We start from the raw sequence: 19,468 nt of genomic DNA, 5'->3' as shown, positions 1-19,468 counted from the left end.
TCCGCGGCCGTGCGCCCAAGGCCGGGCGGGGGTCGTCATCGGCCGTTCACAGCGGACTCAGGGGGTGATCGAGTACCCCTGGAAGCCTGGTAATGTTCTCTGTGTCGCCGCGGGCAACGCCCCGCGAAGACAGACACCTGGTCCGGGTGGCGGAATGGCAGACGCGCTAGCTTGAGGTGCTAGTGCCCTTTATCGGGCGTGGGGGTTCAAGTCCCCCCTCGGACACCAACAAGGCCCCAGTCGAAAGACTGGGGCCTTTTGCGTGTCACCCCATTCCGGCCTGTCCGGTCAGTTCCTTCAGGGCGATGTTGAGCCGCAGGACGTTGACCCGGGGGTCGCCCACGAAGCCGAGGACGCGGGCGTCGGTGTGGTCGTCGACCAGTTTCTGGACCCGCGCCACCGGCAGGTGGTTCCTGGCGGCCACGCGGTGGACCTGGAGGTCGGCGTAGGCCGGGGAGATGTGCGGGTCGAGGCCGGAGCCCGATGAGGTGACCGCGTCGGCGGGCACGTCGGCGGGGCGGACGCGGTGGCCGGCGGTGGAGTTGTCCCTGACGACGGCCGCCTTGGCGGCCTTGATCTGCTCGATCAGCTCCTTGCTGTCGCCGGAGAGGTTGGTGGCGCCGGACAGGAGCAGCTGGTAACGGGTGTTCACGCTGTTCTCGCCGAGGCCGTTCGAGGGGCGGGGCTGGAACCACCTCAGGTCCGGCGCGGCCGTCTCCTGCCCCTTCTTCAGCGGCAGGTCGTAGCGCTGGCCGATGAGCTCGGAGCCGACGACCCGGCCGTCGGCCCGCACCTCGGAGCCGTTGGCCCGGTCGGGGAAGAGGGCCTGGGCGGCGCCGGTCACCGCGAGCGGGTAGAGGACGCCACAGAGTGCGGTCAGGACGAGCAGGGCGCGCAGTCCCGCGCCGAGCAGCCGGGCGGAGCTTCGTACGGAGTTGTTCATGAGCACGTCACCCAATGCCGGGGAGGAGAGAGAGGAGTACGTCGATGACCTTGATGCCGATGAACGGGGCGACGAGGCCGCCGAGGCCGTAGACGCCGAGGTTGCGGCGGAGCATCCGGTCCGCGCTCATGGGCCGGTACCGGACGCCCTTCAGGGCGAGCGGGACGAGCGCGACGATGATCAGCGCGTTGAAGACGACCGCGGAGAGGATCGCGGACTCGGGCGACGACAGGTTCATGATGTTGAGCTTGTCGAGGCTCGGGTGGGCGACGGCGAACATGGCCGGGATGATCGCGAAGTACTTCGCGACGTCGTTGGCGATCGAGAAGGTCGTGAGCGCGCCCCGGGTGATGAGGAGCTGCTTGCCGATCTCGACGATCTCGATGAGCTTGGTGGGGTCGGAGTCGAGGTCGACCATGTTGCCGGCCTCCTTGGCGGCCGACGTGCCCGTGTTCATCGCGACGCCGACGTCGGCCTGGGCGAGCGCGGGGGCGTCGTTGGTGCCGTCGCCGGTCATCGCGACCAGTTTGCCGCCGGCCTGCTCGCGCTTGATGAGCGCCATCTTGTCCTCGGGCGTGGCCTCGGCGAGGAAGTCGTCCACGCCCGCCTCGTCCGCGATGGCCCTGGCGGTGAGCGGGTTGTCGCCGGTGATCATGACGGTCTTGATACCCATGCGGCGCAGCTCGTCGAAGCGTTCGCGCATGCCCTCCTTGACGACGTCCTTGAGGTGGATCACCCCGAGGACCCGGGCGCCGTCGGCGTCTTCCACGGCCACGAGCAGCGGTGTGCCGCCGGCCTGGGAGATCGTGTCGTTGAGTTCCCGCGCGTCCTCGGCGACGGCTCCCCCGCGCTCCTCGACCCAGGCGATGACCGAACCGGTGGCGCCCTTGCGCACCTTGCGGCCGTCCACGTCGACGCCGGACATCCGGGTCTGCGCCGTGAACGGCACCCACGCGGCGCCGGTCAGCTCCCCCCGGTGCCGCTCGCGCAGCCCGTACTTCTCCTTGGCGAGTACGACGACGGAGCGGCCCTCGGGCGTCTCGTCGGCCAGCGAGGAGAGCTGGGCCGCGTCCGCGAGTTCGGCCGCGGTGGTGCCGCGCACCGGAACGAACTCCGCCGCCCGGCGGTTGCCGAGGGTGATGGTGCCGGTCTTGTCGAGCAGCAGGGTCGAGACGTCGCCGGCGGCCTCGACCGCCCTGCCGGACAGGGCGAGGACGTTGCGCTGGACCAGTCGGTCCATGCCGGCGATGCCGATCGCGGAGAGCAGGGCGCCGATGGTCGTCGGGATCAGACAGACCAGGAGCGCGGTCAGGACGATCATCGAGGTCTGGTCGTCGGCGCCCGCGTAGATCGCGAAGGGCTTGAGGGTGACGACGGCGAGCAGGAAGACGATGGTGAGGGAGGCGAGGAGGATGTTCAGCGCGATCTCGTTGGGCGTCTTCTGCCGGGCAGCGCCCTCGACCAGGTTGATCATGCGGTCGATGAACGTCTCGCCGGGCTTCGTCGTGATCTTGATGACGACGCGGTCGGAGAGCACCCTCGTCCCGCCGGTGACGGCCGAGCGGTCGCCCCCGGACTCCCTGATGACGGGGGCCGATTCACCGGTGATCGCGGACTCGTCGACGGAGGCCACGCCCTCCACGACGTCACCGTCGCCGGGGATGATGTCGCCGGCCTCGCAGACGACGAGGTCGCCGATGCGCAGGTCGGTGCCGGGCACGGACTCTTCCGTGGTGCCGGTCAGACGGCGGGCGACGGTGTCGGTCTTGGCCTTGCGCAGGGTGTCGGCCTGGGCCTTGCCGCGGCCCTCGGCGACCGCCTCCGCGAGGTTGGCGAAGAGGGTGGTCAGCCAGAGCCAGACGGTGATCGCCCAGCCGAACCAGTCCCCCGGGTCCTTGACGGCGAGGACGGTGGTGACCACCGAGCCGATGAGGACGACGAACATGACGGGCGACTTGACCATCACGCGCGGGTCCAGTTTGCGGACGGCGTCCGGCAGCGACTTCAGGAGCTGGGCCGGGTCGAAGAGACCCGCGCCGACCTTGCCCGCGTCGGCGCTCTGGTGGGCGGGGGGTGCCGGCTGTCGGGGGGCGGGATCCTGGGTGGCGGGTTCTTGGGTAGCGGGATCGTGGGTTGCGGGATCCTGGGGGGCGACCGTGTCCGTGGGCCGGTCGTCCCGCTCGTGCTTCGTGGTGTGAGTGTTCATGACGCCAGCCCCTCGGCAAGCGGTCCCAGCGCGAGCGCGGGGAAATAGGTGAGACCGGTGATGATCATGATGGTGCCGACCAGCAACCCGGTGAACAGCGGTTTTTCGGTGCGCAGGGTGCCCGCGGTGACCGGGACCGGCCGCTGCCCGGCGAGCGATCCGGCGAGCGCGAGGACGAACACCATCGGCAGGAAGCGGCCGAGCAGCATCGCGATGCCGAGGGTGGTGTTGAACCACTGCGTGTCGGCGTTCAGGCCCGCGAAGGCGGAGCCGTTGTTGTTGGCGCCGGACGTGTACGCGTACAGGATCTCGGAGAAGCCGTGCGCGCCGGAGTTGGTCATCGAGTGGCCCGGGGTGGGCAGCGCCATCGCGACGGCCGTGAAGCCGAGGACCAGCGCGGGGGTGATGAGGAGATAGCAGGCCGCCAGCTTGATCTCGCGGGTGCCGATCTTCTTGCCCAGGTACTCCGGGGTGCGCCCGACCATCAGGCCGGCGATGAACACCGCGATGATCGCCATGATCAGCATGCCGTAGAGGCCGGATCCGGTGCCGCCCGGCGCGATCTCGCCGAGTTGCATGCCGAGCATCTCGATGCCGCCGCCGAAGCCCGTGTAGGAGGAGTGGAAGGAGTTCACGGCGCCGGTGGAGGTCAGCGTGGTGGCCACCGCGAAGATCGACGACCCGCCGATCCCGAACCGGGTCTCCTTGCCCTCCATCGCCCCGCCGGCCAGGTCGAACGCCGGGCCGCCGTGGTGGAATTCGGTCCACATCATCAGCGCGGTGAAGCCGAGCCAGATGGCCGCCATCGTCGCGAGGATCGCATGGCCCTGCCGCAGCGAGCCGACCATCCGGCCGAAGGTGCGGGTCAGCGCGAAGGGGATGACGAGGATCAGGAAGATCTCGAAGAGGTTGGACAGCGGGTTCGGGTTCTCGAAGGGGTGGGCGGAGTTGGCGTTGAAGTAGCCGCCGCCGTTGGTGCCCAGCTCCTTGATGACCTCCTGGGAGGCGACCGCTCCGCCGTTCCACTGCTGTGTGCCGCCCATGAACTGGCCGACCTCGTGGATGCCGGCGAAGTTCTGCAGGGCCCCGCAGGCGACCAGGACGAGGGCGCCGACGACCGAGATGGGCAGCAGGACGCGGACGGTGCCGCGCACCAGGTCGGCCCAGAAGTTGCCGAGTTCACCGGTGCGGAGGGGGCCGGGTTCACCGGTACGAGTGGGGGTCCCCCCTGTTCGTACGGCGCCGAAGCCCCGTACGAGCGCGACCGCCACGGCGATCCCCACGGCCGCCGAGACGAAGTTCTGCACGGCGAGGCCGCCGGTCTGCACGACGTGGCCCATGGCCTGTTCGCCGGAGTAGGACTGCCAGTTGGTGTTGGCCACGAAGGACGCGGCGGTGTTGAACGCCTGGTCCGGGTCGATGGACCGGAAGCCGAGCGAGCCGGGCAGCGAGCCCTGCAGCCGCTGCAGCAGATAGAGGAAGAGGACGCCGGCCGCGGAGAAGGCGAGGACCCCGCGCAGGTACGCGGGCCAGCGCATCTGCGCGTCGGGGTCGGCGCCGATGGCCTTGTATATCCACTTCTCGACGCGGAGGTGCTTCTTCGAGGAGTAGACGCGGGCCATGTAGTCGCCCAGTGGGCGGTGGACCAGGGCGAGCGCCGCGGTCAGGGCGAGGAGCTGGAGCACGCCAGCGAGAACGGGGCTCATGTTCGTGCTCAGAACCTCTCCGGGAAGACGAGGGCGAGGACGAGATAGCCAAGGAGGGTGACGGCCACGACGAGGCCGACGATGTTCTCGGCGGTCACAGCTTCGTCACCCCCTTGGCGACGAATGCCACCAGCGCGAAGACCGCGATCGTGGTGACGACGAAGGCCAGGTCGGCCATCGTGAGCTCCTGGAGGAAGTGGACGGTGCAGCACGTGCTCGGACGGTCCGAGGTAACCGCCCTTTTCGCCGTCCACAGCCGTCGTTGACACCCTCCATACGGCGCGTTCAGCCGTCTTGACGGCTCTCATACGTCAGCGCGTGCCCCGTCGTCACGTCCACGTGGGCCGGGACCTCGTCGTGGCGGTCGCCGACCGTCGGCGTGCCGGTGGGCTCGAAGAGGAGGATGCGGGCGCCGTCCGGGGCGCTCGGCCGGTGCTCCGTGCCGCGCGGCACCGTGAAGACCGAGCCCCGCGGAAGCGTGACCCGGCGCTCCCCCGCCGGCTCGCGCAGGTCGATGTGGAGCTCGCCGCCGAGTACGAGGAAGAACTCGTCGGTGTCGTCGTGGACGTGCCAGACGTGTTCGCCCTCGACCTTGGCGACGCGGACGTCGTAGTCGTTGACGGAGGTGACGATGCGGGGGCTCCACAGGGCGTCGAAGGAGGCGAGGGCCTGGTCGAGAGCGATGGGTTCAGTGGGTTCAGTGGGTTCGGTGTTCATGGAGTGATCCTGCGACGTGACCCGCCGCCGCCACGAGTGCTAGAAATCGCACATGGCGCAAGGATCCTCGCAACCGCCCGCCGGACGACGGGCGCATCGCGTCGTGGTCGTCGTCGACGAGGGCACCAATCCCTTCGAAGTCGGCGTCGCCACCGAGGTCTTCGGACTGCCGCGGCCCGAACTCGGCCTGCCGGGCGCCCTGTACGAGATCGTGCTGTGCACCACGAGGCCGGACGTCCGCATGAACCACGGCTTCTTCACCCTCACCGGCGTGCCGGGGCTCGAGGCGGCGGACACCGCGGACACCCTGATCATGCCGGGGCGGCCCGACCACACCGTGCCGCGCGCCCCGGACGTCCTGACCGCCGTCCGGCGGGCCCACGCGCGCGGCGCCCGGATCGTGAGCTTCTGCACCGGCGCCTTCGCGCTCGCCGAGTCGGGCATTCTCGACGGGCGCCGCGCCTCCACGCACTGGCAGTGGGCGGACGCCTTCCGGGAGCGGTTTCCGGCCGTACGGCTCGAGGCGGATGTGCTCTTCGTCGACGACGGCGACATCCTCACCGCGGCGGGCAGCTCCGCCGCACTCGACCTGGGCCTGCACCTCGTGCGCAAGGACTTCGGCGCCGAGGTCGCCAACTCCGTGAGCAGGCGGCTCGTGTTCGCCGCCCACCGGGACGGCGGGCAGCGGCAGTTCATCGAGCGGCCCGTGCCCACGGTGCCGGACGAGTCCCTCGCACCGCTTCTCGCCTGGGCGCAGGGACAGCTCGCCGACTCCCTCACGGTGGCCGGCCTCGCGGCCCGCGCCGGGGTCAGCCCCGCGACCCTGCACCGCCGGTTCCGCGCCCAGCTCGGCACCACCCCGCTGGCCTGGCTGACGGGCGAGCGGGTGGCGCTGGCCTGCCGGCTCATCGAGCGCGGCGAGGAGCGCCTCGACGTGGTCGCGCGCCGCAGCGGCCTGGGCACCGCGGCCAATCTGCGGGCCAGGCTGCGCCGCGAGACGGGGCTCAGCCCGTCCGGTTACCGGCAGCGGTTCGGCCCCGCGGGGCCCGCGGACCCGGCGGGGGCTGGCCGGTTCCCGGATGCCGCCGCGGCCCGGACCCCGCCCCCGTGAAGACTGGCCTCCCCCACCCGGCGGGCGCCGCCGCCCACCGTGCGCCCACGTCACCGAGCAGAGGCGGACCGCCCTGCCGAACGGAGCGCAGATCCTGATCGACGGCCTCGGGAGGGCCTCGACGTCACGACGGTCGTCTTCGCCAACCGTTCGTACGCGATCCTCGGCCTGGAGCTCGGGGCGGTGGGCGGGGGCGGTGCGCGGGCGCGGCGGCTCCTCGACCGGTCGGGCCCGCCACTGGACTTCGTCGCGCCGGCGCAGGTCGCGGCGCTGGCTTGATGGGGCATCGCTGCTCGGCGCGCACGCCCGTACGCCCGCCACGCACCCCCGCCACGGGGCTCCGCCCCGGACCCCGCTCCTCAAACCGCGGAGGGGTTGCGTTTCAACTCCCGTCGTTCGCCGGCTGCACCTGCCGCCACGGTGCGAACGCTGTGGCGCCGCGCGGCAGGAGACCCGCCAGTTCCGGGCAGTGGCGCAGCAGGACGGAGTTCATGCCGCCCTTCTGGACCCAGTCGATGCCGAGCGGGGTGTAGATCTCGGGGCGGAAGTCGACCGTCAGGAAGCGGTCGCTCTGCAGCCGCCGGGTGGCCATCAGGATGAAGACGCGAAACGCGGTGTCGCTGAAGCCGAAGCCGTGCGGCGGGTTCTCGGCGAACAGGCCGACCACGGTGTCGATCTCGTCGACGGACCGGTAGACGTCCCTCAGCCGGGCGACGGTCTCGGGGTCCTGCGACAGGTCCTCGAAGCGGCGGATGCGCTGCTTGTGCAGGCCCGCACGGAAGTCGTTGTAGCGGGGCACGCCGCGCCTGCGGGTGCGGACCAGGTCGACGACGGAGAGGTCGATGATCTCGCCGTCGCGCTCGAACTGCTGCAGCGCGCGCGGGAAGTTGTGCAGGGTGATCGCACCGGGGTGGGAGATGCCGAAGGAGTAGAGCGTGTCGGCGAGGCCCGTCTTGCGGATGGCCGCCTCCGCGGCGCCGCCCTGGATGTCGCGGAAGCCGAGCGTCTCCAGGCGCTGCCCGAAGCGGTGCTCGCGCAGCTCGAAGTCGTCGGGGATCAGCGGGTGCATGCGGTAGACGGTGACGAACTCCTCCGTCAGGGAGTACGGGGCGCCGTGATGGTCGGGCAGGGTCCTGGGGATGCCGGTCAGCGAGTGGGATTCGAGCAGCCACAGGCCGAGCTTCTGCAGCCACTTGTCGGGCGGGCCGTCCCAATTGGTGTGCAGGCCCAGGTCGATCGCCTCGGTGGCGAGGATCGCCGGGGTCCACTCCACCGTATGGATCTTGGCGATGAGGGCCGAGACGACCAGGCGCGCCGTGTGGTAGACGCTCTCCTCGCTCATCGAGGGGTAGGCGTGCCGCAGCGCGGCGCAGACCGCGTTGTGCTCGCGGGCGAAGAGGGTGTGCAGGGCGCTGAGCCCCATCCACCAGCTCTCGGCGAAGCCGGTCAGCGGGATACCGCCCGCGCCGAGGGGCAAGTGGCCCTCGTCCAGGCGGAGTTGGGCTCCGCCGCCGGGCTCGCGCAGGTACATGGCGGTCTGTTCGTTCTCGCCGTACACCTCGGAGCCGTCCCACCAGTGGGACGCGGCATTGGCGAAGAGGAGCGGCGGCCGGTCGCCGGGCACTTCGATGGCCTCGTTCTCGGCGAAGCGCATCACCTTCTCGGCGGGCCCGCCCGGGGTGTTGTGCCAGACGGTGCCGGGTGGCAGCGGCACCTCGACGGTCCTGCCGCCCGGCTTGTGGCGCCGGTGGTTGACCCAGTCGTGGACCTGGAACTGGATCCAGGCGGCGGCCAGCACGTTCAGCGAGGTCGCGGGCAGGAAGGTGTCGCGCTGCAGCAGTTGGCGGCTGACCGTGACCGGGTTCGGCACGTCGAAGAGGTCGGGGCGGTAGACCGGGGCGAGGTTGCGCCCGAAGGGCGCCCCGACGGCGCCCATGGTGGGCCGGGAAAGGTCGTTGTATGTGCCGTCGTAGGAGCGGGCGGTGCGCAGCCGCTCGTCGAACGGGGCCGGCACGGGCACGGCCCGGGGCGGCGCCTCGTGCACGTCGGTGTCGATGAGGTTGAAGCGGCGCAGTGCCTTGCGCAGGAAGACGAGGTTGAGCAGGCTCGCCGCCAACGGCAGCTTGTGCCACGGTACTTGGCGGTTGAGGAGGCGGAACGCGACGCCGACGGGCGCGCCGAGCGCCTTGTTGCGCAGCGGTTCCCCGGTGACGAAGCGCAGTCCGTGGCGGTGTGCGGCGCCGGCCTCGTAGGCGGACTTGCGGGCCCGGTTGAGGTTGCCGAGCGGGCGGAAGTCGTCGGTGGTGTACCAGGGGTTGAAGCCGATGGCCTCGACGCGGCCCGCGGCGGCGCGCGCCTCGGCGGTGTCGAGGTCCTGGCCGGGGACGGTGAGGGTGGCGACGGGCACGGCGGGCGCGACGTTCTCCGGCCACGCCGCCGTACCGTCCTCGATGGGGGTGCGGCGTTCGTCGACGTACCGCTGGACGCACAGGTCGAAGACGATGTCGTGGCGGGCGAGCCGCGTCTCCAGTTCGCGGCGCAGGTACTGGGGGTCGCGGCGGCCGCCGGTGTTCCGGGAGCGGCCGGCGGGGCCCGCGGGGCGCAGCAGATAGCGCACCGGTCCCGCGGGGCCCCACAGGATGGCGCTGCGGGACCAGTACGTCTGCGCGGCGAGGCTGTCGACCGGGTGCCGGGTGGCGGCCCGGACGTTGCGCCGCATCCGGGTGGCCGTGCTGGGGCCGACGGCGAGCGGGAGCTTGACGAAGAGAGCAACGGCCTTCTTCCGCCGGGTGGTCGCGCCCGCCATGGCGCGGGCGAAGGCGACGAACTCGCGGGCGTCGCGGGCGTGCGAGACCGGGTGGTCGGTGGCCAGCAGGTCGTGGCTCTCGTCCGCGGTGACGGCCACGCGCACGGCGATGCCGCGCAGGTCGGGGGCGCCGTCGGCCTGCCGGATGCCGCTCGCGTTGGAGAGCCGCACGGTCGCCGGGTAGGCGGCGCCGGGCCGGGCGAAGCCGCAGCGCAGGGCTTCGGGGAGGTCGTCGTGGAAGCGCAGCCGGGCGTTCTCCACGCCGAGGGCGGCCTTGGCGTGCAGGGCGCGCTCGATCCCGGCCCCCTTGACCGCCCGGCGGTTCTTCTCCTGCACCTTCATCAGTTCCAGAGCCAGGCGCTGGAACAGCCGGCGCTCCGCCTCCGGACTGCCGCCCAGGTAGCGCTCGTAACTCTGCTGGTGCTGTCCGGTGTCGGCCATCGGGCGCCTCTTCCTTCGCACGGCTGCTTGCGGGAGTGCGTACGGGACAGGGGGCAGGCAGACGCTACTGGCGGCACCGGCGGCCCGCAGCGGCGGTTCCCGCCTATGTGCGGGGCGGGTTCCCGGGTTCGAACAGGCGGGCGGGGCTGGACATTTGGGCCTGTGGGCGGCGGTCAAGGGTGTACGGGGGCCGACGTGCGGCGGGGCGTTCACACCCCGTGTGCGTGCACGCTCCCCAGCAGTCCCACGCGAGCGGGGTGCGCGGTGGCCGGGTCGCGACGGGTGGGCGTGGCGCGGGCCGCGGACGTGCGGGTCCGGGACGCCGACGGCTGCGAACGCCTACTCGATGAAGGTGCCGTCGACGTACACCCATGCGCCGTCGAGCCGTTCGAAGCGGCTCTTCTCGTGCAGGGCGTCCGGGCGGCCGCCGTCGGTGTAGCGGGCCCGGAAGGTGACCGTGCCGGTGGTGTGGAAGGCGGTGCCCTCGGAGGTCGCCCGGATCTCCAGGCCGGTCCAGCGCATCGCCGGGTCGAACTCGACGCGGGGCGGCCGGGTCCGGGGGTGCCAGGTGCGCAGCAGATACCCCTCGTCCCGTACGGCGAAGGCGCTGTAGCGGGAGCGCATCAGCTCCTCGGGGGTGGTCGCGGCGGCCTCGCCCCGGTGCAGCCGGCCGCAGCACTTCTCGTACGGCAGGGGGTGCCCGCAGGGGCAGGGCGTGGCGGCGGGGCGGGTGGCGCGTCGGGGCATGGAGCCCATTGTCGCCGACCGGCGGAGGCAGGCGTGCACGGGTGCCGGAGGCCTGTGCCAGATGCCTGTGCCGGACGCCTGTGCCGCAGCCCGCCGGGGCCATCAGGGAGCCAGGATGTCCAGTTCCTCCAGGGCGCCCAGCGCGATCTCCCTGGTCAGCGCCTCCGCGCGGACCGCGTCGCCCTCCCTGACCGCCTCCGCGACCTTCACGTGCAGCGTGACGGCGGGCGGGTCCGGGTCCTCGAACATGACCTGGTGGGCGGTACGGCCGGTCAGGACCTCGGCGACGACGTCCCCGAGCCGGGCGAACATCTCGTTGCCGGACGCGTTGAGGATCACCCGGTGGAAGGCGACGTCGTGCTTCAGGTAGCCCTCCAGCTGGTGGCCGCGCGAGTGGGCGACCATGCCGAGGGCGCACTCGGTGAGCTCCGCGCACTGGGCGGCGGTGGCGTGCCGGGCGGCGAGCCCCGCGGCGACCGGTTCGACGGCGGAGCGCAGCACGGTCAGCGAGCGCAGTTGCCGGGGCTGGTCCGGGCCGGCCAGGCGCCAGCGGATGACCTGCGGATCGTAGACGTTCCACTCCTCGGCGGGCCGCACGGTCACGCCCACCCGGCGGCGGGAGGCGACCAGGTGCATGGACTCCAGGACCCGCACCGCCTCGCGCATCACGGAGCGGGACACCTCCAGGCGCTGGGCCAGCTCGTCGGTGCGCAGCACACTGCCCGGCGGGTACTCGCCGGCCGTGATGGCGGGCCCGAGGCTTTCCAGTACGCGGGAGTGCAGCCCTCGGGCCGGTTCGGTCATGCCGAAAGCCTACGAGGCCGGAGGCCCGAACAATAAGTCAGACTTTTATGTCACAGCCTCTTGAATTTGTCGGACCTAATGAGTTTCAGTGACGTGAACAACCGACCGATGTCGATGAGGACAGCGAGGCAGGACGCGATGCAGGAACGGCGCACCCCCCACGTCGTCGTAGTCATGGGCGTGGCAGGAACCGGCAAGACCACGATCGGCCCCCTGCTCGCGGCCCGGCTCGGCGTTCCCTACGCCGAGGGCGACGACTTCCACCCGCCGGAGAACATCCGGAAGATGTCGTCCGGTACGCCGCTCACCGATGACGACCGGTGGCCCTGGCTCGACGCGATCGGCGCCTGGGCGCACGGGCGGGCCGGGCTCGGCGGCGTGGTCAGCAGCTCCGCGCTGAAGCGGGGCTATCGCGACCGGCTGCGGGCGGCCGCACCCGGCGTCGTCTTCGTCCACCTCACCGGTGACCGGGCTCTCATCGAGGACCGGATGTCGCACCGGCAGGGGCACTTCATGCCTGCGGCGCTGCTCGACTCCCAGTTCGCCACGCTTCAGCCTCTTGGGGCGGATGAGGCGGGCGTCGGCGTCGATGTCGCCGGGTCCCCCGAGGAGATTGCCGATCGGGCCGTCGAGGCGCTCGGTCGTCTTGGCTGAGCGCTCCCGCCAGTAGTTCTCTGACTGCGGGCCGCATATGGCTGGTCGCGCCCACGCGGCGGAGCCGCATATGTAACAGCCCCGCGCCCCTTCCGGGGCGCACCCCCGTACCCACGTACAAGGAACCCACCGTGACCCATCTCAGCGTCGAGATGGTGGCAGCGGAGTCCGTCGAGCCGATCACCTCCGCGGGCCACGCCCAGCTGGGGATCGCCGTCCTCGCGGGCATCGCCGTCATCGTCCTGCTCATCACCAAGTTCAAGATGCACGCGTTCCTCGCGCTGACCGTCGGGTCGCTGGCGCTCGGGGCGTTCGCGGGCGCACCGCTCGACAAGACCATCACCAGCTTCACCGGCGGGCTCGGCGACACCGTCGCGGGCGTCGGCGTGCTCATCGCGCTCGGCGCGATCCTCGGCAAGCTGCTCGCCGACTCCGGGGGCGCCGACCAGATCGTCGACACGATCCTCGCCAAGGCGGGCGGGCGCGCGATGCCCTGGGCGATGGTCCTGATCGCCTCGGTGATCGGTCTGCCGCTCTTCTTCGAGGTCGGCATCGTGCTGCTGATCCCGGTCGTCCTGATGGTCGCCCGGCGCGGCAACTACTCGCTGATGCGGATCGGCATCCCGGCGCTCGCCGGTCTCTCCGTGATGCACGGGCTCATCCCGCCGCACCCCGGCCCGCTCGTCGCCATCGACGCGGTCAAGGCCAACCTCGGCGTGACGCTCGCCTTCGGCGTGCTCGTCGCCATCCCGACGGTGATCGTCGCCGGGCCGCTGTTCTCCAAGGTCGCGGCGCGCTGGGTGGACGTCCCCGCCCCCGAGAAGATGATCCCGCAGCGTCCCTCCGAGGACCTGGAGAAGCGCCCCGGCTTCGGCGCGACGGTGGCCACCGTGCTGCTGCCCGTCGTCCTGATGCTGGCCAAGGCGCTGGTGGACATCGTGGTCGACGACCCCGAGACCACCGTGCAGCGGGTCTTCGACGTCATCGGCTCACCGCTGATCGCCCTGCTCGCGGCGGTGATCGTGGCCATGTTCACGCTGGGCCGGGCGGCCGGCTTCACCAAGGGCCGCCTCTCCACCACCGTCGAGAAGTCGCTCGCCCCGATCGCGGGCGTGCTGATGATCGTGGGCGCGGGCGGCGGTTTCAAGCAGACCCTCATCGACATCGGCGTGGGCCAGATGATCCTGGACTTCTCCAAGAACTGGTCGATCCCTGCGCTGCTGCTTGCCTGGCTGATCGCTGTGGCGATCCGGCTCGCGACGGGTTCGGCGACGGTCGCGACGATCTCCGCGGCCGGTCTGGTGGCGCCGCTGGCCGCCGACATGTCGACCGCGCACACGGCGCTGCTCGTGCTCGCGATCGGTGCGGGTTCGCTCTTCTTCTCGCACGTCAACGACGCGGGCTTCTGGCTGGTGAAGGAGTACTTCGGCCTCGACGTCGGCCAGACGATCAAGACGTGGTCGGTGATGGAGACGATCATCTCGGTGGTGGCGGGCGCCCTGGTGCTCCTGCTCTCACTGATCGTCTAGCTTCCGAGATACGAACCGCCGTGGCCGCGCTGATCGTCAAAGCGCGGCCACGGCGGACCTATTCAGCGACCGGCGACCGGGCCACCGCCCCGGCGCACGGCGGACCCATTCAGCCCACCGGCACCCGAGACACCACCCCGGCGCACGGCGGACCTATTCAGCCCGTCCGGCGCTTGAGGACGAACTCGGCGAAGCCGGTGACACAACCGAGCCCCGTACACCCGTCACGCCCCCGGCGACGGTCACGCCCCCGGCGACGCCGCCGCCGTCTTCTCCAGCTGGAACGCCTCGTTCCCCAACCCGATCCGCGCATGCGCCTCGGGGTCCCGGGAGCGCAGCACCCTCCCGTACACCACGCCCACGATCGCCGCCGCGAAGATCACCCCGGGCAGCACCCAGCTGAGCGTGGAGCCCTCCCCCGCGCCGACCAGGACGTCGAAGTCCTTGACCGTGTAACCCGCGATGCCCAGGAGACCCACCGTGGCGAGCGCGGAGGCGGTGATCCGCCAGACCTGGGCGCGCGCGGCGCCGCGCCGGGCGAAGAAGACGATGACGGCCACGGACGCGGTGGCCATCAGCAGGATCACGCCGAGCGCCCCGATGTTCCCGCCCCAGGTGAACAGGTGCAGGACGGGCGCCGTCGGGTCGCCCGCCGCGCCGTCGTCGGTGACCGCGAACGCCGCGACGACGACCACGGAGACGACGGTCTGCAGGAGCGAGCCGGTGCCGGGCGCGCCGGTGGAGGTGTTGGTGCGGCCGAACGCGGCGGGCAGCAATTTCTCGCGCCCCATCGCGAACGCGTACCGCGCGACCACGTTGTGGAAGCTGAGGATCGCCGCGAACATGCCGGTCACGAAGAGGACGTGCAGTACGTCGGTGAACGTCCCGCCGAGCCGTGACTCGGTGAGCCCGAAGAGCAGCCCCGCGCTCTGTTCGCGCGCCGCGGGGACGATGCCGGAGGGCCCCGCCGCGACGGTGAGCGCCCACGAGCTGAGCGCGAAGAAGACCGCGACGAAGCCCACCGCGAAGAACATCACGCGGGCGACCACGACTTGCGGGCGGCTGGTCTCCTCCGCGTACACGGGGGCCTGCTCGAAGCCGGTGAAGGCGGCGATGCAGAAGCACAGGGAGGTGGCGACGCCCGCGCCGGTGAGCGTGTCCGGGTTGAACGCGTGCAGCGACAGGCCCTCCTTGGCCGGGTCGACGACGGCCGCGATGTCGAAGACGACGACGAGCGCCACCTCGATGAGGAGCAGCACGCCGAGCACGCGCGCGTTGAGGTCGATCTTCAGCCAGGCGAGGACCGCGACGACGGCGACGGCGCACAGGGCCGGGATCCACCAGGCGACCTCGACGTCGGCGTACGTCCGCAGGAGCCCGGACACCTCGAAGCCGAGCATGCCGTACAGGCCGGCCTGCAGGACGCTGTAGGCGACGAGCGCGACCACGGCGGCGCCCGCACCCGCGGTGCCGCCGAGGCCGCGGGATATGTACGCGTAGAAGGCGCCGGCGTTGTGCACGTGCCGGCTCATCTCCGCGTATCCGAAGCTGAAGAGCGCGAGGACGACGCCGAGGATGAGGAAGAGCAGGGGCTGTCCGACGACGCCCATCACGCCGAAGGTGGTGGGCATGACGCCGGCGACGACCATCAGAGGGCCCGTCGCGGCGAGCACGGAGAGCAACAGGCCCGCCGTGCCGAGCCGGCCCGCGCGCAGCGCCCGCTCCTGTCCCTTGTACGTGCTGATCCCGGCCATGGCGCGGTAGTCCTTTCAGGGGTACTGAGGGAGTACTGAGGGGTTACGGATCGGGGGTCGGGGGCGGGGGGTCAGGCCGCGCCGAACGCGGCGGCCCGGGCGGCGCGGAACGCCGCGTAGGGGTCCCGGTCCGGATACGACCAGGGGGCCGGGGTCGCGTGCCGTCCGATGCGGTGGAAGAGCGCGGCGGCCTCGGCGGCCCTGCCCTCGCCGGACTTGGCGTGCGCGAGGAAGTTGAGGTCGACGAGGCAGCGGGGATGGCCCGGCCCCTCGGGCGTCCGCCACTCCAGCCACCAGTCGAAGGCGCCCTTCATGACCCCGCGGGCGCGACGCCCCGCCCAGTGCCCGGACCTGACGGGGTCGGCGGACTCCAGGCCTGCGGCGGCGAGGACGCGGTAGCGCTCGGCGTGCGCGACGACCGGCAGGACCGCGAGCGGCGAGTCGGCGGACGCCTGTTCGGCGGCCCAGGCGGCGAAGTCGTACACCTCGTGCAGCGGGTCCTGGCCCGCGCCGGGGCGCCGCTCGGCGAGTCTGGCCACCATCAGGTGGTGGGCGTGGTGGTGCTCGGGGTGGCGGTGCCGCACCTCGTCGAAGAGGCGTACGACGTCCTCCTCGCGGCCGAGGGAGCGTTCGAGGACGAGCAGCGCGAGCCAGGGCGTCGGGTCGGCGGGGGCGCCGGCCGCGGCGGCGCGGCACCGCTCCCTCGCCCGGTCGGAGCGCTCCTTGCCGCGCAGCGCCCGGTGCACCGCGGCGAAGGCGAGCAGCACCTCGGCGTCGTGGCTCTCGGGTTCGGCGAGCCGCCAGTCGCGGGCCCACGCGGTGGTGGTGGGCTCCTGCGCGAGGACGTCGAAGCGGTGGCCCCTGCGGTCCCAGTCGTCGCCGGTCGCGGCGAGCAGCGCACGGACCTCCGTCCAGCGGCCCTGCGCCAACGCCGTCCGGGCGGTGGCGAGTTCGATGTCGTCGAGTGCGGCGTCGAAGGCGTGCCCTGCGGCTTTTCTGCGGGAACGCCCCAGTGGGGGTGGGGGTGGTGACACCGCGGGACGTCCTCCCCGGCGCGGTTTGCGTACGGATGATCACGCACAGCAAACCGGTAGGCACGGCTCCGCGTCAAGGCCCGCCGAAGTCAACCCCCTTCACCAACTCGTCCCACGATCCGCCGACTTCGCCCCACTCGACGTCGTCCGCCCGGTCAGTTCACCGCGCGGGCGGCGGCGCGGCCCGCCGTGCGCCCGGAGAAGAGGCAGCCGCCGAGGAAGGTGCCCTCCAGCGAGCGGTAGCCGTGCACTCCGCCGCCGCCGAACCCGGCGGCCTCGCCGGCCGCGTACACCCCGCGCAGCGGCTCGCCGCCCTCGGTCAGAACGCGCGAGGAGAGGTCCGTCTCCAGGCCGCCGAGGGTCTTGCGGGTGAGGATGTTCAGGCGCACGGCGATCAGCGGGCCCGCCGCGGGGTCGAGGATCCGGTGTGGGGCGACGGCACGGATGAGCCGGTCGCCGAGGAACTTGCGGGCGCCCCGGATGGCCGTCACCTGGAGGTCCTTGGTGAAGGGGTTGGCGATCTCGCGGTCGCGCGCGGCGAGGGTGCGGCGCAGCGCGGCCTCGTCGATGAGCGGTTCCTTGGTGAGCGCGTTCATGCCGCGCGCCAGCGCGCCGAGGTCCTTCTCGACGACGAAGTCGACGCCGTGGTCCATGAACGCCTTGACCGGCCCCGGCACGTCGGCGCGCGCCCGGTCGATGACGCCGCGCACGGACTTGCCCGTCAGGTCGGGATTCTGCTCGGAGCCGCTGAGGGTGAACTCCTTGCCGATGATGCGCTGGTTGAGCACGAACCAGGTGTGGTCGTACCCGGTCTTCATGATGTGGTCGAGGGTGCCGAGCGTGTCGAAGCCGGGGAAGAGCGGCACGGGCAGCCGGTCGCCGCGGGCGTCCAGCCACAGGGACGAGGGCCCCGGCAGGATGCGGATGCCGTGCCGCTCCCAGATGGGGTTCCAGTTCTCGATGCCCTCGGTGTAGTGCCACATCCGGTCGCGGTTGATGAGCCGGCCGCCGGCCTCCTCGGCGATGCCGAGCATCTTGCCGTCCACGTGCGCGGGCACCCCGGAGATCATCTTCTCCGGCGGGGTGCCGAGCCGCTCGGGCCAGTGCGCGCGGACGAGGTCGTGGTTGCCGCCGATGCCGCCCGACGTGACGATCACCGCCTGGGCCCGGAACTCGAAGTTCCCGGTCACCGCGCGGCCGCTGGCCTGACCCCGCTCGACGGACGACGGCTCCAGGATCTCGCCGCTGACCGTGTCGATGTCGCCCGCGCTGCGCCCGAGCCCCGTGACGCGGTGCCGGAACCGGAACTGGACGAGCCCGCGGGCCGCCCCGGCGCGCACCCGCCGCACGAACGGCGCGAGCAGCCCCGGCCCGGTCCCCCAGGTGATGTGGAAGCGCGGCACGGAGTTGCCGTGGCCCTGTGCGTCGTAGCCGCCGCGCTCGGCCCAGCCGACCACCGGGAAGAAGCGCACGCCCTGCCCGTGCAGCCAGGACCGCTTCTCGCCCGCGGCGAAGTCGACGTACGCCTCGGCCCACTGGCGCGGCCAGTGGTCCTCCGGACGGTCGAACCCGGCCGTCCCCATCCAGTCCTGCAGCGCGAGCGCGTGCGAGTCCTTGATCCGCAGCCGCCGCTGCTCCGGCGAGTCGACGAAGAAGAGGCCGCCGAAGGACCAGTGCGCCTGCCCGCCGAGCGACTGCTCGGGCTCCTGGTCGACGAGGATGACGCGGCGCCCCGCGTCCACGAGCTCCGCGGTCGCCGCCAGTCCGGCGAGCCCCGCTCCGATCACGATCACATCTGCGTCGTACGCCATGGCGCTCGTCCTCCTCGACAGGGCCTTGCCAGGTTACCGACCGGTCAGATCCCGGACAGGTCGAATCCTGGAGAGCCGAGTGACGCACGTCAACCGACAGAGAGGGGGAACCCGTCAAGATCCGGGGAGCGGCGCGCACGGATCGCCGCTATCGTCGGGCCAAGTCTCCCCCTTCCACCCCGGCTTGACCCTTCCCGTCCCACTCACCCCTTCCCTCCCGGTTCCAGCCCCCTCCGCCCCCACTCCTCAGGTATGTGACGTGTCGGTCCTGGTCCTCGCCCTCGCCGTCGGTGCCGCCTGCTGTCTCGGCCTCGGATTCGTGCTCCAGCAGAACGTGGCCCGCCAGGCGCCGCTGAGCGACTTCCTGTCGCTGCGGCTCCTCCTGGACCTGGTACGGGTGCCGCGCTGGCTGGCCGGGATCGGGCTGATGGTGTGCGGGATGGTGCTCGGCGCGCTCGCCCTGGGCCGCGGGGAGATCTCCTTCGTCGAGCCGCTGCTCGCCACCCAGCTGCTGTTCGCCCTCGCGCTCTCCCGCCACCAGACCGGCCAGCCGCTCGGCCGGCAGGGGTGGGCGGGGCTCGTGCTGCTCGCTGGCGGGGTCACCGCGTTCATCGTGGCGGGCGAGCCGCGCGGCGGCGACGCGGTCACCAGCCCGCTGCGGCACTGGCTCATCGTCGGGGTGATGGTGGGCGCGGCGCTGGTCCTGACGGCGTACGCGAAGAAGTCCCGGCTCGGCGCGGCGCCCACGCTGCTGGCGGTCGCGGCGGGGCTGCTGTACGGGGTGCAGGACTCGCTGACCCGGGTGACGGGTGACCGGTTCGCCGAGGGCGGGTTCGTGGAGGTGCTCACCGGCTGGCAGCCGTACGGGGTGCTCGTCCTCGGCGTCGTGGGGCTCGTCCTGGTGCAGAGCGCCTTCGAGACGGCGCCGCTGCGGATGTCGCTGCCCGCGCTGACCGCCGCGCAGCCGCTGGCCGGGATCGCCTGCGGCGTCGGATTCCTCGGCGACCGGCTGCGGACCGACACGGGGGCGCTCGCCTGGGAGGCGGCGGGGCTGGCCTCCGTGGTGGTGGGGGTGGTGCTGCTCGGGATGCATCCGGCCATGCCGGGTCATGGCCGGGGGCCTGTGGGGGTGCTTCACCGGCGGTGAGGGGCTCGGCCCTGCGTTGCTCGGGGCGCGGGGTCGCCGGCTGCGCCTGGCTCGTCCT

The 19,468-nt window shown here is 72.0% G+C and carries 16 protein-coding genes and 1 tRNA gene; 6 read left to right on the top strand and 11 right to left on the bottom strand.

Annotated elements, in window-relative coordinates; all coding sequences use genetic code 11:
- Positions 1-140 precede the first annotated feature (140 nt).
- Positions 141-228 (top strand) — tRNA-Leu (locus tag ACZ6CV_RS32070).
- Positions 229-265: 37 nt separating this feature from the next.
- Here ACZ6CV_RS32070 and ACZ6CV_RS32065 read toward each other — a convergent pair.
- From ACZ6CV_RS32065 to ACZ6CV_RS32045, 5 genes are all read right to left on the bottom strand, one after another.
- On the bottom strand, positions 266-943 hold the full coding sequence (locus ACZ6CV_RS32065) for a potassium-transporting ATPase subunit C (RefSeq protein ID WP_469254689.1): 678 nt from the start codon (positions 941-943) through the stop codon (positions 266-268).
- Positions 944-950: 7 nt separating this feature from the next.
- A complete protein-coding gene (kdpB, locus tag ACZ6CV_RS32060) occupies positions 951-3,149 on the bottom strand; it encodes a potassium-transporting ATPase subunit KdpB (RefSeq protein WP_469254687.1) in 2,199 nt (732 codons plus the stop codon).
- Positions 3,146-4,855, bottom strand: coding sequence for a potassium-transporting ATPase subunit KdpA (kdpA, locus tag ACZ6CV_RS32055; RefSeq protein ID WP_469254685.1), 1,710 nt, complete (start codon positions 4,853-4,855; stop codon positions 3,146-3,148). Before kdpA ends, kdpB begins: the two co-directional genes overlap by 4 nt.
- Before the next feature lie 8 nt (positions 4,856-4,863).
- The gene (gene kdpF / locus ACZ6CV_RS32050) at positions 4,864-4,953 is read right to left on the bottom strand and encodes a K(+)-transporting ATPase subunit F (protein ID WP_355810199.1); all 90 of its coding nucleotides are present in this window, start codon (positions 4,951-4,953) and stop codon (positions 4,864-4,866) included.
- 187 nt (positions 4,954-5,140) lie between these two features.
- Entirely contained in the window at positions 5,141-5,572 is a 432-nt protein-coding gene (locus tag ACZ6CV_RS32045) for a cupin domain-containing protein (protein WP_469254683.1), read from the bottom strand.
- A gap of 52 nt (positions 5,573-5,624) precedes the next feature.
- Between ACZ6CV_RS32045 and ACZ6CV_RS32040 the strand changes: the two genes are divergently transcribed.
- Together ACZ6CV_RS32040 and ACZ6CV_RS32035 are read left to right on the top strand one after the other, a co-directional pair.
- Positions 5,625-6,683, top strand: coding sequence for a GlxA family transcriptional regulator (locus tag ACZ6CV_RS32040; protein WP_469254681.1), 1,059 nt, complete (start codon positions 5,625-5,627; stop codon positions 6,681-6,683).
- Between the two features lie 39 nt (positions 6,684-6,722).
- Positions 6,723-6,962: a hypothetical protein gene (locus ACZ6CV_RS32035; protein WP_469254679.1), complete on the top strand. Its 240-nt coding sequence runs from the start codon at positions 6,723-6,725 to the stop codon at positions 6,960-6,962.
- Between the two features lie 103 nt (positions 6,963-7,065).
- Here the strand turns inward: ACZ6CV_RS32035 and ACZ6CV_RS32030 are convergent, their stop codons facing one another.
- The 3 genes from ACZ6CV_RS32030 to ACZ6CV_RS32020 form a co-directional block, all read right to left on the bottom strand.
- Positions 7,066-9,930: a peroxidase family protein gene (locus tag ACZ6CV_RS32030; RefSeq protein WP_469254677.1), complete on the bottom strand. Its 2,865-nt coding sequence runs from the start codon at positions 9,928-9,930 to the stop codon at positions 7,066-7,068.
- A gap of 339 nt (positions 9,931-10,269) precedes the next feature.
- Positions 10,270-10,677: a YchJ family protein gene (locus ACZ6CV_RS32025; RefSeq protein WP_469254675.1), complete on the bottom strand. Its 408-nt coding sequence runs from the start codon at positions 10,675-10,677 to the stop codon at positions 10,270-10,272.
- Positions 10,678-10,779: 102 nt separating this feature from the next.
- Positions 10,780-11,481 carry a FadR/GntR family transcriptional regulator gene (locus ACZ6CV_RS32020; protein ID WP_362371143.1) on the bottom strand — a complete coding sequence of 234 codons (702 nt, stop codon included), beginning with the start codon at positions 11,479-11,481 and terminating at the stop codon, positions 10,780-10,782.
- A 138-nt stretch (positions 11,482-11,619) separates the two neighbouring features.
- Here ACZ6CV_RS32020 and ACZ6CV_RS32015 point away from each other — a divergent pair, with 138 nt between their 5' ends.
- Positions 11,620-12,135 (top strand): gluconokinase, encoded by a 516-nt coding sequence (locus ACZ6CV_RS32015; protein WP_469254778.1) that lies wholly within the window; start codon positions 11,620-11,622, stop codon positions 12,133-12,135.
- Positions 12,136-12,266: 131 nt separating this feature from the next.
- Positions 12,267-13,664, top strand: coding sequence for a GntT/GntP/DsdX family permease (locus ACZ6CV_RS32010; RefSeq protein WP_362371141.1), 1,398 nt, complete (start codon positions 12,267-12,269; stop codon positions 13,662-13,664).
- Between the two features lie 242 nt (positions 13,665-13,906).
- On the opposite strand, the gene ACZ6CV_RS32005 is transcribed toward ACZ6CV_RS32010, so the two are convergent.
- The 3 genes from ACZ6CV_RS32005 to ACZ6CV_RS31995 form a co-directional block, all read right to left on the bottom strand.
- Positions 13,907-15,418 carry an APC family permease gene (locus ACZ6CV_RS32005; protein ID WP_469254673.1) on the bottom strand — a complete coding sequence of 504 codons (1,512 nt, stop codon included), beginning with the start codon at positions 15,416-15,418 and terminating at the stop codon, positions 13,907-13,909.
- Positions 15,419-15,489: 71 nt separating this feature from the next.
- On the bottom strand, positions 15,490-16,452 hold the full coding sequence (locus ACZ6CV_RS32000) for a hypothetical protein (protein WP_469254671.1): 963 nt from the start codon (positions 16,450-16,452) through the stop codon (positions 15,490-15,492).
- Positions 16,453-16,607: 155 nt separating this feature from the next.
- On the bottom strand, positions 16,608-18,263 hold the full coding sequence (locus ACZ6CV_RS31995) for an FAD-binding dehydrogenase (protein WP_469254669.1): 1,656 nt from the start codon (positions 18,261-18,263) through the stop codon (positions 16,608-16,610).
- Between the two features lie 259 nt (positions 18,264-18,522).
- On the opposite strand from ACZ6CV_RS31995, the gene ACZ6CV_RS31990 reads away from it, so the two are divergent.
- On the top strand, positions 18,523-19,410 hold the full coding sequence (locus ACZ6CV_RS31990; RefSeq protein WP_362371129.1) for a DMT family transporter: 888 nt from the start codon (positions 18,523-18,525) through the stop codon (positions 19,408-19,410).
- Positions 19,411-19,468: the final 58 nt, after the last annotated feature.

This window comes from Streptomyces sp. NPDC041713, assembly GCF_055591085.1.
This window is presented reverse-complemented; position numbering and strand designations above follow the sequence as displayed.